Genomic DNA, 14,772 nt, shown 5'->3' with positions numbered 1-14,772 from the left:
AATGGAAAATAGAAATTCTTACACGATAGTCGGACTTTTTGTTATGCTTATAGGGGCGTTTTTGGGTATTTTTATGTGGTGGATGCTCACTAGAACCGAAGCAAACGAAACATACCGCTCATACTTTATCCATACAAAAGAGCTTCCTGTTGGAATCAAAGAAGGAGCCGATGTAAAATTTATCGGAGTAAATGCAGGAATCGTCAAAAAAATAGATTTTATAGATATGAAAAATGCGATAATAGAAATTGAATTATCTATAAAAGATAAACTTCCGATTTCAAAAGACAGTATAGCAAAAGTCGAATCTCAAGGAATAAGCGGAATTTCATTTATAAATATAACGCAAGGAAGCGGCGAAATTTTTAATGAAAATGAAAAAAAACCGATTATTTCTCTTGATAAGGCTCTTTTAGATAAAATCGGCAAAAAAGCGGAAGTAATAAGCGATCAGGTAAGTGAAACGATTTATAAAATAAATATGCTTTTATCAAATCAAAACATTGATAAAATTAATAAAATTTTAACCAATTTTGAAACTTTCAGCAAAAAACTGAATGATGAAAAATTGACAAAAAATATATATACGGCTATTGACGAGTTTATAAAATTTCAAAAAACAATGGACAATTCTGCAAAAAAATTCAATAATTTTATAGACAATCTAAATAAAACACAAAATAAAATTTCAGCTCGTATAGACAACGGTGATTTTAATATCCGCGAAATTTTAAATCCGACTTTAAGCGATGCACAAACGACTTTGAATGAATTTAATAAAGCTTTGATTGAGTTTGAAAGTGCATTATTCAGACTTGAAGACAATCCGTATGAGTTCTTTTTCAAAGATACAGGAGATACGAAATGAGAAAATTTTTAATTATTTTAGCTATTTTACCGCTGCTTAGCGGCTGCTATTTAAAACAAAAAAGTAAACCTTATACTTATTATGAACTGAAATTTATGCAAAATACATGTATAAATAAAAATGCAAAAACAAAAAATATTTATATAGCAAATATTTTAGCAACAAGTCTTGTCGAAAAAAGAGATATTTTAGTAGTTGATTATCTGCATAAAGCGCGATATCTAAAAGATGCAAAATTTATAACAATGCCAAGCGATATGGTTTATAAAGCCATAAATGACGCTGTTTTCTCAAATTGCGGACTAAATCCGATTTTTGCGCCGCGTGAAAATGATTTACGCCTTAAAGTAAAAATCATAACCATGGGAGTTTATGAAGATGAAGCTGTAGTTACGCTCGGGTATGAAATTTTTAACGCATTTAACGCACGCAAATCTGCTATAATAACAAAAAAAGTTTTTGTGAAAACCCCGCAAAATCAAACTATTTTTAATGCATTGAACGATGCGTTAAATCTTGCAATAAATGAAATTTTAAAGGCAATATAAATGATAGTTGCAGTAGAAGGCATAATAACAAAAAAAGAACCGACTTTTTGCGTATTAAAAACAGTAACCGGAGTTAGCTATGGAATCAGCATTTCGCTTGGATGTTCGGCACGAATAAATAAAGGCGAAAAAATAGAACTTTTAACAGCTCAAATTTTACGCGAAGATGCTGATTTACTTTACGGTTTTCTAGATGAAAAAGAAAAAAGAATGTTTGAAATGCTCATAAAACTTAACGGTATCGGTGCGAATACGGCGATGGCTGTTTGTTCAAGTTTAAGCAGCGATAACTTTTTGAGAGCTATTATAAATGGTGACACCGCAACTCTTACAACGGTTCCTGGAATCGGACCAAAAACGGCTCGTAGAATAATAGCTGAATTAAGCGACGCAAAAATAGAGCTTGCAAATGACGGAGAACAATATAAAATTGAAACTATCAGCGCGCTTGAAAATTTAGGATTTAAAAGAGATAAAATCAATAAAATTTTACTTAATTGCAAAAGTACAAATACAGCCGATTTAATAAAAGAGGCACTTAAAAAATTAGCATAGAAAAGGAGAAAAAATGAAATTTGGAATTATTTTCGGTGGTCAAAGTTATGAACATGAAATCAGTATAGTTTCCGCAATTTCGCTTAAAAAAGTAATAAAAAAAGAATGCGCTTATGTTTTTTGCGATCAGGATCGCAACTTTTATTTGATAGAACCGAAAAATATGATTGCAAACTATTTCAGCAGTGGTGAATATAAAAAAGCAAAAGAGCTTACAATAGCAAGCAATGGATTTTACGTAAACGGAATGTTTTCAAAAACACGCGTAGAAGCTGATGTATTTGTAAATGTAATCCACGGATGCGATGGAGAAGACGGTAAATTAGCCTCACTTCTGGAATTTTTCAATATTCCTTTTATAGGACCAAGACTGGAAGCAAGCGTAATAAGCTATGATAAAGAGCTTACCAAAAACTTAGCTAAAGCCGCCGGTATTAAAACTATAGAATATCAAATTATTAAAAGTTCAACTCTTCCTAGCATTCCATATCCTCTAATCGTAAAACCATCTCACCTAGGAAGCAGTATAGGCATAAAAATAGTTAAAAATCACAATGAATTAAGTTACGCTATCGATACGGCTTTTGAACTTGACAGTAGCGCCATTATAGAACCATATATAGAAGATGTAAAAGAATACAATCTTGCCGGTTGCAAAATAGACGGAGAGATAGAATTTTCTATCATTGAAGAACCGCAAAAAGATAAATTTCTGGATTATTTTCAAAAATATATGGATTTTTCACGCTCAGGAAAACCTCAAGAAGCAAATCTGGGCTTATCCGTAAAAGATAATATGAAAGAGGCGTTTAGACGAGTTTATAACTACGGTGAATTTGACGGCGCGATTATTCGTTGCGACTTTTTTGTTATAAATAATGAAGTTTATCTAAATGAAATCAATCCGAATCCTGGAAGTTTGGCAAACTATTTATTTAATGATTTTAACGATGTACTTAATAGACTGGCTATGAATTTACCGTCAAATAAACACATTCAAGTAGGATATGAATTAATAAATGCTATAGTGAAAAATAAATAAATAAAAAGGCGAATTTAAATGTTCGCCTTTTAAAACTTCTGATTTTTAAATTTTAACCTATTCTAAAATTTCAGCTTCTATCATTTTTACCATCTCTTTGCCGAGATATAAGCTTATCATTTTTTTCTTTCATATCTTTTGTAACTTTGCTATATTCTGCAACTAAACAGACAAACTATCATATTGCGGAAAGAAATTTGATATAAAATCATCATTATCTATAACTTGTAAAATTTCTTCTCTTTTTCATACTTTTTTTACTATCAGAAATTTAAATTACAATTCCTAAAAACGAATACGCCATTTAATTCTTTTTCGCCAAATTTGCATCTCCCCAATGTTTAAATTTTAAAGCTTGAAAAATATTTATCTGCCACACTGCCGATTTTTACTATTTCATCCGTTACTACAAACCTATAAAATTCTATAAATACATATAAAATTATACTAATATAATTTTTGTTGCATTTCTACTTCAACCTTTTTGTTTATTTATAACATAATCTATTATCTTAAGCGCTCGTTATTGTCCTTTTATCTTTTGTTTAGCATCACTTTGAAACAGTTCTATACGTGATAAATTTTGAAGCTTTTTTGTATTTTATGATTACATTTGTTAAATTTTCATTTTATAAATTTTGACTTAAATATTTTAATGTATTTTTAGTATTATTTTCAATTTGTTAATAAAACATAACTAAAATTTTATCTCAGCAAAAAATGTATCGGCAAAAAAGGATAATAAATGACATTTCAAACACTTCAAAAAACTCTTTTAAATTTAAAAGACAGTTCAAATTTAGCTAAATTATTAGACTATAAAAATATGGATAAATTTCATCAAGCCATATATAAAGTCGCAAACGCGAAAAGCTTGGCAAAGTTTTTGCGAGACGGACATTATGACTACATTTATACTTCAAAAGAGCTTGTATTAAAGTTGGCAAGTATTTATAAAATTGACATAAACGCTGAGCTTGAAAACGCACAAAAACTAAATGATGAGCTCCAAAAATATAAAAATAGTTATATTTATATCGATACTGACTTTAAAAGAAAAAATGAGCCTATATTTAAAATCGCTCTTATGCAAGGATATAGGTATGTTTATTTTAATAAAGATGAACTTTGTTTTAAAAGTCTAAAGGAACAACTTGAGTTTATTTCAAAAATCATAAATAATCACTACAAAAATACCAAAACTTTGCCGCTTTTTGGAGAGATTACAGGATATAAATTTCATCATCTTAAAAAAGATTATGATTTTGATGTAAATGCAAAACTTACAGATAAAAAAATTATCCGGAGCACAGCTTGGCTTAAGTTAGCATAGTTTTATAATTTAGTTATAGCAAAGAAAATGTCTTAAAAAACTAAATTTTTTTCTTGTTTTATTTTGTAAAATGTGATTTTAATTTCTGCTGAAAAAATCTTAAGTGCAGCTATAACTTTATGCCACTTGTAGTGTTTTTCTAAAAAAATAATACATTTTTTTATCTAAATCTTGCAGTATCATTTTTTTCATCATCGTTTATTGTTTTTAAACTAATCCGTTATTTTAATTCTTTTATTATATGCTGCATAAATATCAGTTTGAAAATCTAAGTTGTGTTTTTTTTTTGCATTATTCCGTTTTCAGATGATTTTAAGCCGGTTGCATAAAAAACAACTTCGGTTTTTTTGGAAAGCTTTAAAAATTTTATTTTGAACTTCACTTTCATTGTAATTAATTTCAGAAATATATAAAAGTAAAAAATTTAGTCATTATTATATATAAAAAACCATAATCAATATTTTCTTACAAAATCATTTATACCGTCATCTTGCTATAAAAATTTATCTTTTTGTATTTTTATTTTTCATAAAAATGCAGTCTGAAAATTTATATAATCGTAGATTTTTCGGTATTTATTTCACCATAAAACGATATATTGAATTTTATCCCATTCGCTGTTACTTTTTAAAGTTTTTAAAGCAGGTAAAAAATTTTTTCAAAAGATGAAACAACATAAAATTTTATTTTTGATTGAAATTATTGAATTTGTATTTATATCACTTATCTTATTTTTAACTCTCAAAATTTTAGTTCCAAGAGATATTCATAAATTTCAACTTAAATATTTTATAAAATAAAAAAGGCGTGGCAAGTGCCACGCCTACTAAAAAAAGAATGATTCAATTACATCATTCCGCCCATACCGCCACCCATATCAGGCATTTGCGGCATTGCAGGTTTATCTTCTTTGATTTCGCTTACTGTTGCTTCTGTTGTTAAAAGTAAGCTTGCCACGCTTACGGCATTTTGAAGCGCAACACGTTCAACTTTTACAGGATCGATTATTCCTGCTTCAAACATATTTACAAACTCGCCGCATGCAGCATCAAATCCATAAGCTTTTTCTTTATTTATGCTTACTGCATTTGCTATTACGCCTGCGTCAAATCCCGCATTTTCCGCAATTTGGCGAAGCGGTGCAAAAAGTGCTCTTTTTACAATATCAGCGCCGATTTTTTCATCGCCTTTCAGATTTTCTTTTACTGCATTTCCGGCTTTAATTAAAGCTGCTCCGCCACCGATTACAATTCCTTCTTCTACAGCTGCTTTTGTAGCTGAAAGCGCATCATCTACACGATCTTTTTTCTCTTTCATTTCAGTTTCAGTCGCAGCGCCAACTTTTATAACCGCTACACCACCGCTTAATTTTGCAAGTCTTTCTTGAAGTTTTTCTCTATCATAATCACTTGATGTAACTGCAATTTGAGCTTTTATTTGATCTACTCTTGCTTTTATATCGTCTTTTTTACCGGCGCCATTTACGATTGTAGTATTATCTTTATCGATTAATATTCTTTCCGCTTTTCCAAGATCTGCAATACTTGCACTCTCAAGAGTTCTACCAAGCTCTTCGCTTATAACTGTTCCACCTGTCAAAATCGCAATATCTTCAAGCATTGCTTTTCTTCTATCGCCAAATCCTGGAGCTTTAACAGCTGAAATATTTAAAACGCCGCGAAGTTTATTTACAACCAATGTCGCAAGCGCCTCGCCTTCAATATCTTCAGCAATAATTAAAAGCGGTTTGCCTGTTTTTTGAACTTGCTCCAACACAGGAAGTAAATCTTTAAGATTTGTGATTTTCTTATCAAATAGCAAAACAAGCGGACTATTTAATTCAACTTGCATTTTTTCCGCATCAGTGATGAAATATGGGCTTAAATAACCTCTATCAAATTGCATTCCTTCAACTACATTCAATTCATCGTTGATTGATTTTGCCTCTTCGACAGTGATTACACCATCTTTACCTACTTTTTCCATAGCATCTGCGATTAATTTACCGATGCTTTCGTCTGAATTTGCTGAAATAGTTGCGACTTGCGCTATCTCTTTTTTATCTTTTACAGGTTTTGAAATTTTCTTAAGTTCAGCAACAACATCAGCGCAAATTTTATCCATTCCACGTTTTACTTCAATTGGATTTGCACCTGCTGTTATATTTCTAAGACCTTCTTTAAAAATAGCATGCGCTAAAACTGTAGCTGTAGTAGTTCCGTCACCTGCTTGATCGTTTGTTTTGTTTGCTACTTCTTTAACAAGAGCTGCGCCCATATTTTCTATTGTATCTTTTAATTCAACTTCTTTTGCCACACTCACGCCGTCTTTTGTAATTGCCGGAGCGCCAAAACTTTTTTGAATTAAAACATTACGACCTCTTGGTCCCATTGTAACTTTTACTGTATCGTTTAATTTTTTTACGCCATCATAAAGTCTATTTCTAGCGTCATCTGAAAAAATAATATCTTTTGCCATTCTTTTATCCTTTATTTATTTAATAATTCCTAAAACATCTTCCAAGTTTAAAATAAGATATTTTTTATCGCCTAGTGTAAGCTCACTGCCTGAATATTTCGCAAATGCTACTTTATCACCCGCTTTTACACAATCGCACTCTGTTCCTACTTCAACTATTTTACCGGTTGATGGTTTTTCTTTTGAAGCATTATCAGGAATAATAATGCCTGAAGCTGTTTTGTTACTCTCTTCTTCGCGTTCAATCAAAACACGCTTTCCAAGTGGTTGAAATTTCATACTTTCATCCTTTTATTAAAATTTTTTAGCACTCTATTTATTTGAGTGATGAAATTATACGAAAATTTTCATTTTTTGTCAATAGTTTAATTAAAATTTTATCATAAATATTTAGTCTATAACACTCAACTTTTAAAAATTTTAAATTTTTGAAATCATTTATTCAAAATTTACAAAATTTATATAATATGTAATTCTGATTACAAAATTTTTAGAGAGAAAATATGCAAAACACAAAACCGAAAACAAAAAAATCAGTCGATAGACTTTCAAAGATTATTAAAGCGGGTTTGGAAGTTTTCCTGGAAAAAGGCTTTGAAGCAACGAGTCTTAATGAAGTAATAGAAAAAAGCGGCGGTTCTTTATCTACCATATATAATTATTTTGATAATAAAGAAAGTTTCTTTAAAGCCGTTATGGATGAAAACAGCAAGATATTTCGTCGTAAATTTGAAGATAAATTAAAATTAAACGATTCAACCGATATACGTGAATATTTAACAAAATTTGGAGAAATTTATTTAAATATAATGTTTAATCCAAAAATTATAAAATTCTATCGTCTCATGCTTTCGGACATTTTGCGCGACAATATTACGCCGCATGGAAGAATATTTTTGAAAAATGGGCTTATAGGAGTAAATGAAATTTTAGATGACTTTTTTTTAAAAAATATAAATAAATTTAAATGCAAAAATCACCACAAACTTGGCGTTTTTTTCTGCTTTATTCTAAGAGAGCCGTATTTTTGTAACGCTATGTTTTTCGGAGAAAAAATCGATAAAACAAAACAGACGGAGCAAATACAAGAAATAGTTGATTTATTTTTAAATGGGCATTTGAAATAAATTTTTAAAGCGTAAATTTTATTGACAAATTTAACATTTTTTTATAAAATCAAGCGAATTTTTGTAATTAGAATTACAAAATTTTAAAATTAAAAATTATTTTTAGAAAGGTTCTTTATATGAACAAAATATTGAAAATTTCACTTTGCGCCCTAATTTTTGCGCTAATAAGCGGTTGCGGCGACGAAAAACAAACTGCACAACGAGAAAAAAAAGCCGTCCCGGTTGGAATTTTTGTAGCCAAAATGGGTGCAATTCCGATAAATTTTGAATTTCCGGCAAAGATTATCAGCGAACAAAACGTTGATATCATAGCAAAAGTACCTGGAACTCTTTTAAAACAAAATTTTAAAGCCGGAGATTTTGTAAAAGAAGGTGATGAACTTTTTGTGATAGACCCTGAAAAATATCAAGCGGCTTTCGACAGCGCAAATGCAAGATTTAAACAAGCGGAATTTGATTATAAACGTGCTTTAATGCTTCATAAAAGTAATACGATAAGTAAAAAAGAGTATGATTCGGCGATTGCAAATTACGGTATAGCGAAAGCGGATTTGGCAAATGCCAAAATAGATCTTGGATACACAAAAATAATTGCACCTTTTGATGGTGTAACAGGCGATCCTTACAAAGACATCGGTGCTTATATTTCACTTAACGATTCAAAACTTGTAAGACTTACAAAACTGGATCCGATTAATGCTGATTTTGCGATTTCAGAAGTTGATACTTTAAGTATAAATGAAAAATTAAATAGTGGCGAATGGGAACAAAAAGGCGCGCCTATAACACTTAAATTAAATAACAAAGATTATAATGGAACAGTTAGTTTTATAGATAAAGTTATAAATGACGGCACCGGTTCGGTTGATGCTAAAGCCGTATTTGCAAATCCTAATTTTGAAATTTTACCAGGAGCATTTGCAAAAGTTGTAATGAGCGGACTATATCAAAAAAACGGCTTTAAAATTCCACAATATGCAGTACAACAAGATGCTACTACAATGTTTGTATATGTAGTTCAAGACAATAAAGCGACACGTAAAAATATAAAAATACAATCTCAAAATAACGGCTGGTCGGTAATCTACGAAGGACTTGCCGATAATGATAAAATTATAATAGACAACTTTGCTAAACTTGGAGTTGGCGTTCCTGTTAAGATTGTTGAAGGTAATAAATAATGTTTTCAAAATTTTTCATACACAGACCTGTTTTTGCCTGCGTTATTTCTATTATAATAACACTTGCAGGACTTGTAAGTTTACGCGGCTTGCCGATAGAAGAATATCCGAATCTTACTCCTCCTCAAATAAATGTATTCGCTTCGTATCCTGGAGCCGATGCTCAAACTATAGCTGAAACCGTTGCTGCGCCGCTTGAAGATGCACTGAACGGCGTAGAAGATATGATATATATGCAAAGCACTTCAAGTTCGGCAGGAACGATGAGACTTAGTATTTATTTTAAAACTGGCACTTCTCCGCAAATAGCACAAGTAAACGTAAATAACCGCGTAAATCTTGCTAGCAAACTTTTACCTGATAATGTTACAAGGCAAGGAATTAGCGTTTTTGAAAGAAGCGATTCAATACTTGAAGTTATCAGTTTTTATGATCCGAGCGGTCAAATGGATATTATAGATCTCAGTAACTACTTAACTATAAATGTAGTGGACGAAATAAAACGCGTAAACGGTGTAGGTGAGGCTTTTATAGTAGGAGACAAAAAATACTCTATGCGCGTTTGGATAAAACCTGATTTACTAAATAAATATGATATTACAACATCCGATGTAATAAACGCTATAAGCGAACAAAATACACAATACTCAGTAGGTAAAATAGGCGAATTACCTGAAAACAGTAATAGCGCATACGTTTTTTCAATAAGGACGGAAGGAAGACTTGTAAAAGTATCTGATTTTGAAAATATCATAATAAAATCTTTACCGAACGGTTCTGCTCTAAAACTAAAAGATGTGGCTAATGTAGAACTTGGAAGTGAAAATTACATGTCAAATAACTTAATAAACGGACATTATATGATGCCTATGTTAGTATTTATGCAAACGGACGGCAACGCAATTGCTACAGCTGATGCGGTAAATAAACGTATTGAAGAATTATCTAAAAATTTTCCCGGAAATTTAACTTATAATGTAAATTACAACACTACCGATTTCGTAAAAGTCTCAATGAAAGAAATTTTCCAGACTTTTATTGAGGCTTTGGTTTTAGTACTAATCATTATGTATCTTTTTTTAGGAAATTTGCGCTCTACAATAATACCGATGATAGCAATTCCGGTTTCTATCATCGGAACATTTGCAGGAATTTATGCAGTCGGATTTTCGGTGAATTTAATAACACTTTTCGCAATGATATTAGCTATCGGTATAGTTGTCGATGATGCAATTATAGTTGTGGAAAACGTAGAACGGAACTTGGAAGAAAATCCTAATATCAGCGTTATAGAAGCTACAGAAAAGGCAATGGAAGAAATTATGGCGCCTATTATTTCAATAGTTTTAGTTTTGTGTGCCGTTTTCTTGCCTGCAAGTTTTATCGAGGGCTTTGTAGGAATAATACAAAGACAATTTGCGCTAACTCTTGTTATTTCTGTTTGTATCTCAGGTATTGTAGCACTTACTTTAACTCCAGCACTTTGTGCAAAATTTTTAAGACGCGATATGGCCAAAAAACCAAAAATTTCACAATGGTTCAATAAAATTTTTGATATCAGCACAAATATTTATGCAGCAGGTGTGGCAAAAATATTAAAACACATAATTCCTTCTTTAATTGTAGTTGCAATTTTGTGTTTTTGTACTTGGCGACTTTTTACAATGGTGCCGGCAAGCCTTGTACCGGAAGAAGATAAAGGCGTATCAATTGCGGTAAGCCAACTACCGCCCGCTTCTACAATCACAAGAACGGAAAATGTCATAAAAAAACAAAGCGACGAACTTCTGAAAAATCCGCTTATAGATGCGGTTGGCGCTATGATGGGATATGATCTGTTTGCCGGAGGACTTAGAGAAAATGCAACAGTAATATTCTTAAAATTTAAAGATTGGAGTGAAAGAAAAGAAAAAGATCAAAGCAGTTTTGCTATAAATAAAAAATATAATATTTTATTTTCGCAAGATAGAAATTCAACTACATTTGTATTAAATCCACCACCAATAAATGGACTTTCTTTAACAGGCGGTTTCGAGCTTTTCGCTCAAAACACAACTGGAAAAAGTTTCGCCGAAATAGAAAAAGATATGAAAGTAGTAGCTGCCAAAGCAAATGCAAGAGGCGATTTGGTACGCGTGCGAACTACGCTTGATACAAATTTCCCGCAATATAAACTTATAGTAAATACTCAAAAAGCAAAAATGCTTAATGTAAATATTAAAAATTTGTATATGACAATAAATACGATGCTTGGACAATATTATGTAAATGACTTTAACTTTCTTGGAAAAACATTTAAAGTAAACGTAAAAGCTGCAGGTGAATACAGAAATTCAGTTGATGATTTGCGTGCGATTTTTGTAAAAAGCAACGATGGAAAATCGATTCCTGTAAATTCTTTAATAAAACTTGAAAATGCTCTTGGACCTGATACTGTAAATAGATTCAATGGCTTTCCTGCCGCAAAAATTATGGGAGATCCTGCAGAAGGCTATACTTCAGGTCAAGCAATTGATGCAATTGCACAAGTTTTCAAAGAAGAATTTCCTAACGAATACACTCTTGGATGGTCCGGAACTTCTTATCAAGAGGTGCAATCAAGCGGTAAAGGTGCTACAGCATTTATTTTCGGTCTAATTTTCGTTTATTTGATTTTAGCGGCTCAATATGAAAGATGGCTGATGCCGGCTGCCGTTATGACAGCTGTGCCGTTTTCGGTATTCGGTGCAATTTTATTTACATATTTACGTGGACTTACTAATGACATCTATTTCCAAATAGGATTAATCTTACTTATCGGACTTGGAGCAAAAAATGCTATATTAATCGTAGAATTTGCGATGACGGAGCACAAAAAAGGCAAAAATATAATAGAAGCTTCAATAGCGGCTGCAAGACTTCGTTTTCGTCCGATTGTAATGACATCTTTGGCGTTTGCATTCGGCGTTTTACCGATGGTAATAAGCTCAGGAGCCGGTTCTGCATCAAGACACTCTCTTGGAACCGGAGTAATCGGCGGAATGATAGCGGCTTCTACAATCGCTATTTTCTTTGTGCCGTTATTTTTCTATTTGCTTGAAACTTTCAATAATTGGCAAGCAAAACTATCACGCACAAAAGAAATAAAAAGAATAAGAAAAATCAGGAGGGAAGAAAATGCGTAAAATTTTAGCTTTTTGTATTACGGCGATTTTATTCGCAGGATGCAATTTTAAACCTGAAACGCCGCAAATTTCGGCAAATTTTAAAGCTGATTTTAATAGCAGCAATATAAATGATTTTTGGTGGAAAAATTTTAATGATGAAAATTTAAATATGCTTATAGATTCGGCGCTAAAAAATAATTCCGATTTGGCTTTAGCATTAAATAATATCGAATACGCAAGAGTTTCTCTTGGACTTTCAAAATTGGAATTTTTGCCGAATTTTACTCTTAGCGGCTCAGCTGTAAGACAAAACAATTTTCCACAAGCTCCAGATTCAAATCATGCAAATATTTATCAAATAGGAGCAGGACTTAATTACGAGCTTGATTTATGGGGAAAAGTGCGAAACAGCGTAGATGCTGCGGATTCAAATTTTAAAGCTACCATTTATGATTATGACAATGCGCGCCTTAGTATAGCAAGTAGCGTAGCAAATCTGTATTTTAAATTTTTAAGTTTAAAAGAGCAGGAGAAAATTTTAACGCAAACTCTTGCAGCATATGAGCAAATGGCAAATTTCAGAGCAAATCAGTTAAAAGCCGGAGCAATAAACAATATCGTATATTATCAATCAAAAGCTCAAGTCCAAAGCGCTACGGCAAGTCTGATAGCGACCAAAACGCAAATAAATGCTACAAACACTGCACTTTCTATAATGACAGGTAAAAATTATGATGAAATTTTACACAATAACATTAAAGCAAGCCAAACATTCCCTACTTTACCTAAAATTCCGGCAGGAATTCCAAGTGATTTGCTTTTACATCGTGCTGATGTTGCAAGTGCTTTGGGGCGTTTGAAGGCAACAAATTTCTTAGTTGGCGCTCAAAAAGCGAATTATTTTCCAAGTTTTTCTTTAACAGGAGCTTTCGGTTTTGCAAGCACCGAGTTTGATAGACTTTTTGTAAATAATGCAAGTTCGTGGAACATCGGCGGCTCACTTGTAGGACCGCTTTTGGATTTTGGAAGAACAAAAAAACGAATAGATTTGGCAAATCTTGATCAAAATGCAAGTTTTATAAATTACGATAAAACTTTAAAAACAGCATTCGGTGATGTAAGAGATGCACTTGTAAGCGTAAAAAACTCGGATATTAGAACAAAAACTTTAAAAGATCTGCTTGCCACACAACAACAAGTTTATAACGCGGCAAAACTTCGTTATGATAGCGGATACAGCGATCATATAGAGCTTCTTGACAGCGAAAGAAATTTGCTTAGCGCCAAACTCAATCTAAGTATGGCGAATTATGAAAGATATGCAAGCGAAGTTGCTTTATATAAAGCACTTGGCGGCGGTTTTTCTTTAAAAGACAGCAAAACCGTAAATTTAATTAACACGAATAAAACCGTAATGCCTAACGATTCGGCATTTCCAGTCGATAAACGAATTTTTTAAAATTTAAACATTGTAGGGCGTTCGCGCCCTATATAATTAGGCACGTATTATATAAATTTTTAAACTTGCGATTCCATTAAAAACTTTTTAAGAAATTAAGCACATTTTCATCAAATTTTGAAGGCTTTTTATCTTTCATATATACAACATTTATAAACGCACTGAATATCAGTTCATTTATGTTTTCTCCTTTTAAATTTTGTACCTTATAAATATCCTGTCTGATTACAGCGCTTGCTTTTTTTATAGAATCGACACCTGTTTTAATTTCAATCATATCTCCGAAAACAGCTGATTTGATAAATTTAGCCTCTATTTTATTTACTACAAAATAAGCCCTGCTTGAAAAAATATCAATACCTGATTTTATAAAAGCTTCACTTCTTGCCCTTTCACAAAATTTAAAGTAATTTGAATGATATACTATTCCTTGCGCATCGGTATCTTCATAATAAATTCTAAATTTCATAGATATTCCTTAAAAATTTTTTGGATATTATAACAAAAAGGAAAAAATTTAAAACCGAAATATAATTTTTTTTAAAAATACGTACGTGTAACTCTTTTTTTTTGAAAAATAAAGTTAGTTTTAAGGTGAGTTGTTTTTGGAAAGATTTTTATTTTATTTTATTTTTTTAATATTGAGTTAAATTTTAATTTTTTTACTATTGTTTTTGATTTTATTTTAAAATATATCAAACTTAAACGCAGAAAGTTTTTATACGCGGTAATGCTAAATTTTATACTTTTTTAATTAAAAACTCTTGCTTAACAAACTTTCAATGCATTTTTAGCTGCCGTAATGTGTGAAATTTTAAATATCAAAATAGTTTTTTGTATTTATGGTAAAAATTAAATTTTTTAATGCAAAATCTATTTTGTGCTATTTTAAATACATATGAATATTTAAAAAGATTTTTATGTTGATTATAATAAGTTTTTATTAAATTTTATAAATTTTTTATCTTAAATTTTACTATGTAATTTGCAGCTTTTTATATTAATTCAACTTTTTGTAAAAAGTTATATTTT

Annotated in this window: 12 protein-coding genes; 9 read left to right on the top strand and 3 right to left on the bottom strand. The window is 31.2% G+C overall.

The genetic code is table 11. From position 1 onward, the window contains the following. Position 1: 1 nt before the first annotated feature. The 5 genes from CHAB381_RS02745 to CHAB381_RS02725 all read left to right on the top strand — a co-directional run bounded on the left by CHAB381_RS02745 (position 2) and on the right by CHAB381_RS02725 (position 4,346). Entirely contained in the window at positions 2-868 is an 867-nt protein-coding gene (locus CHAB381_RS02745) for an MlaD family protein (RefSeq protein ID WP_012108450.1), read from the top strand. Beyond that, positions 865-1,416, top strand: a complete 552-nt coding sequence (locus CHAB381_RS02740; protein WP_012108449.1) for a hypothetical protein — start codon at positions 865-867, stop codon at positions 1,414-1,416. Before CHAB381_RS02745 ends, CHAB381_RS02740 begins: the two co-directional genes overlap by 4 nt. After that, entirely contained in the window at positions 1,417-1,971 is a 555-nt protein-coding gene (gene ruvA / locus CHAB381_RS02735) for a Holliday junction branch migration protein RuvA (RefSeq protein WP_012108448.1), read from the top strand. Between the two features lie 13 nt (positions 1,972-1,984). Next, on the top strand, positions 1,985-3,013 hold the full coding sequence (locus CHAB381_RS02730) for a D-alanine--D-alanine ligase (RefSeq protein ID WP_012108447.1): 1,029 nt from the start codon (positions 1,985-1,987) through the stop codon (positions 3,011-3,013). Between the two features lie 745 nt (positions 3,014-3,758). Further along, positions 3,759-4,346 carry a hypothetical protein gene (locus tag CHAB381_RS02725; RefSeq protein ID WP_012108446.1) on the top strand — a complete coding sequence of 196 codons (588 nt, stop codon included), beginning with the start codon at positions 3,759-3,761 and terminating at the stop codon, positions 4,344-4,346. 846 nt (positions 4,347-5,192) lie between these two features. Here the strand turns inward: CHAB381_RS02725 and groL are convergent. Together groL and groES are read right to left on the bottom strand one after the other, a co-directional pair. Continuing rightward, the gene (gene groL, locus CHAB381_RS02720; protein ID WP_012108443.1) at positions 5,193-6,824 is read right to left on the bottom strand and encodes a chaperonin GroEL; all 1,632 of its coding nucleotides are present in this window, start codon (positions 6,822-6,824) and stop codon (positions 5,193-5,195) included. 15 nt (positions 6,825-6,839) lie between these two features. Further along, a complete protein-coding gene (gene groES / locus CHAB381_RS02715) occupies positions 6,840-7,103 on the bottom strand; it encodes a co-chaperone GroES (RefSeq protein WP_012108442.1) in 264 nt (87 codons plus the stop codon). 224 nt (positions 7,104-7,327) lie between these two features. On the opposite strand from groES, the gene CHAB381_RS08420 reads away from it, so the two are divergent. From CHAB381_RS08420 to CHAB381_RS02695, 4 genes are all read left to right on the top strand, one after another. Continuing rightward, on the top strand, positions 7,328-7,951 hold the full coding sequence (locus CHAB381_RS08420; protein ID WP_012108441.1) for a TetR/AcrR family transcriptional regulator: 624 nt from the start codon (positions 7,328-7,330) through the stop codon (positions 7,949-7,951). Positions 7,952-8,070: 119 nt separating this feature from the next. After that, positions 8,071-9,135, top strand: a complete 1,065-nt coding sequence (locus tag CHAB381_RS02705) for an efflux RND transporter periplasmic adaptor subunit (RefSeq protein ID WP_012108440.1) — start codon at positions 8,071-8,073, stop codon at positions 9,133-9,135. Beyond that, on the top strand, positions 9,135-12,299 hold the full coding sequence (locus tag CHAB381_RS02700) for an efflux RND transporter permease subunit (RefSeq protein ID WP_012108439.1): 3,165 nt from the start codon (positions 9,135-9,137) through the stop codon (positions 12,297-12,299). Before CHAB381_RS02705 ends, CHAB381_RS02700 begins: the two co-directional genes overlap by 1 nt. After that, complete coding sequence (locus CHAB381_RS02695) at positions 12,292-13,740, top strand: efflux transporter outer membrane subunit (protein WP_012108438.1); 1,449 nt, start codon at positions 12,292-12,294, stop codon at positions 13,738-13,740. The genes CHAB381_RS02700 and CHAB381_RS02695 overlap by 8 nt, the downstream gene beginning before the upstream one ends. Before the next feature lie 76 nt (positions 13,741-13,816). Here the strand turns inward: CHAB381_RS02695 and CHAB381_RS02690 are convergent, their stop codons facing one another. Continuing rightward, on the bottom strand, positions 13,817-14,209 hold the full coding sequence (locus CHAB381_RS02690; RefSeq protein ID WP_012108437.1) for a YbgC/FadM family acyl-CoA thioesterase: 393 nt from the start codon (positions 14,207-14,209) through the stop codon (positions 13,817-13,819). Between the last annotated feature and the right edge of the window lie 563 nt (positions 14,210-14,772).

It is taken from the genome of Campylobacter hominis ATCC BAA-381 (genome assembly GCF_000017585.1).
Classification (GTDB): domain Bacteria; phylum Campylobacterota; class Campylobacteria; order Campylobacterales; family Campylobacteraceae; genus Campylobacter_B; species Campylobacter_B hominis.
This window is presented reverse-complemented; position numbering and strand designations above follow the sequence as displayed.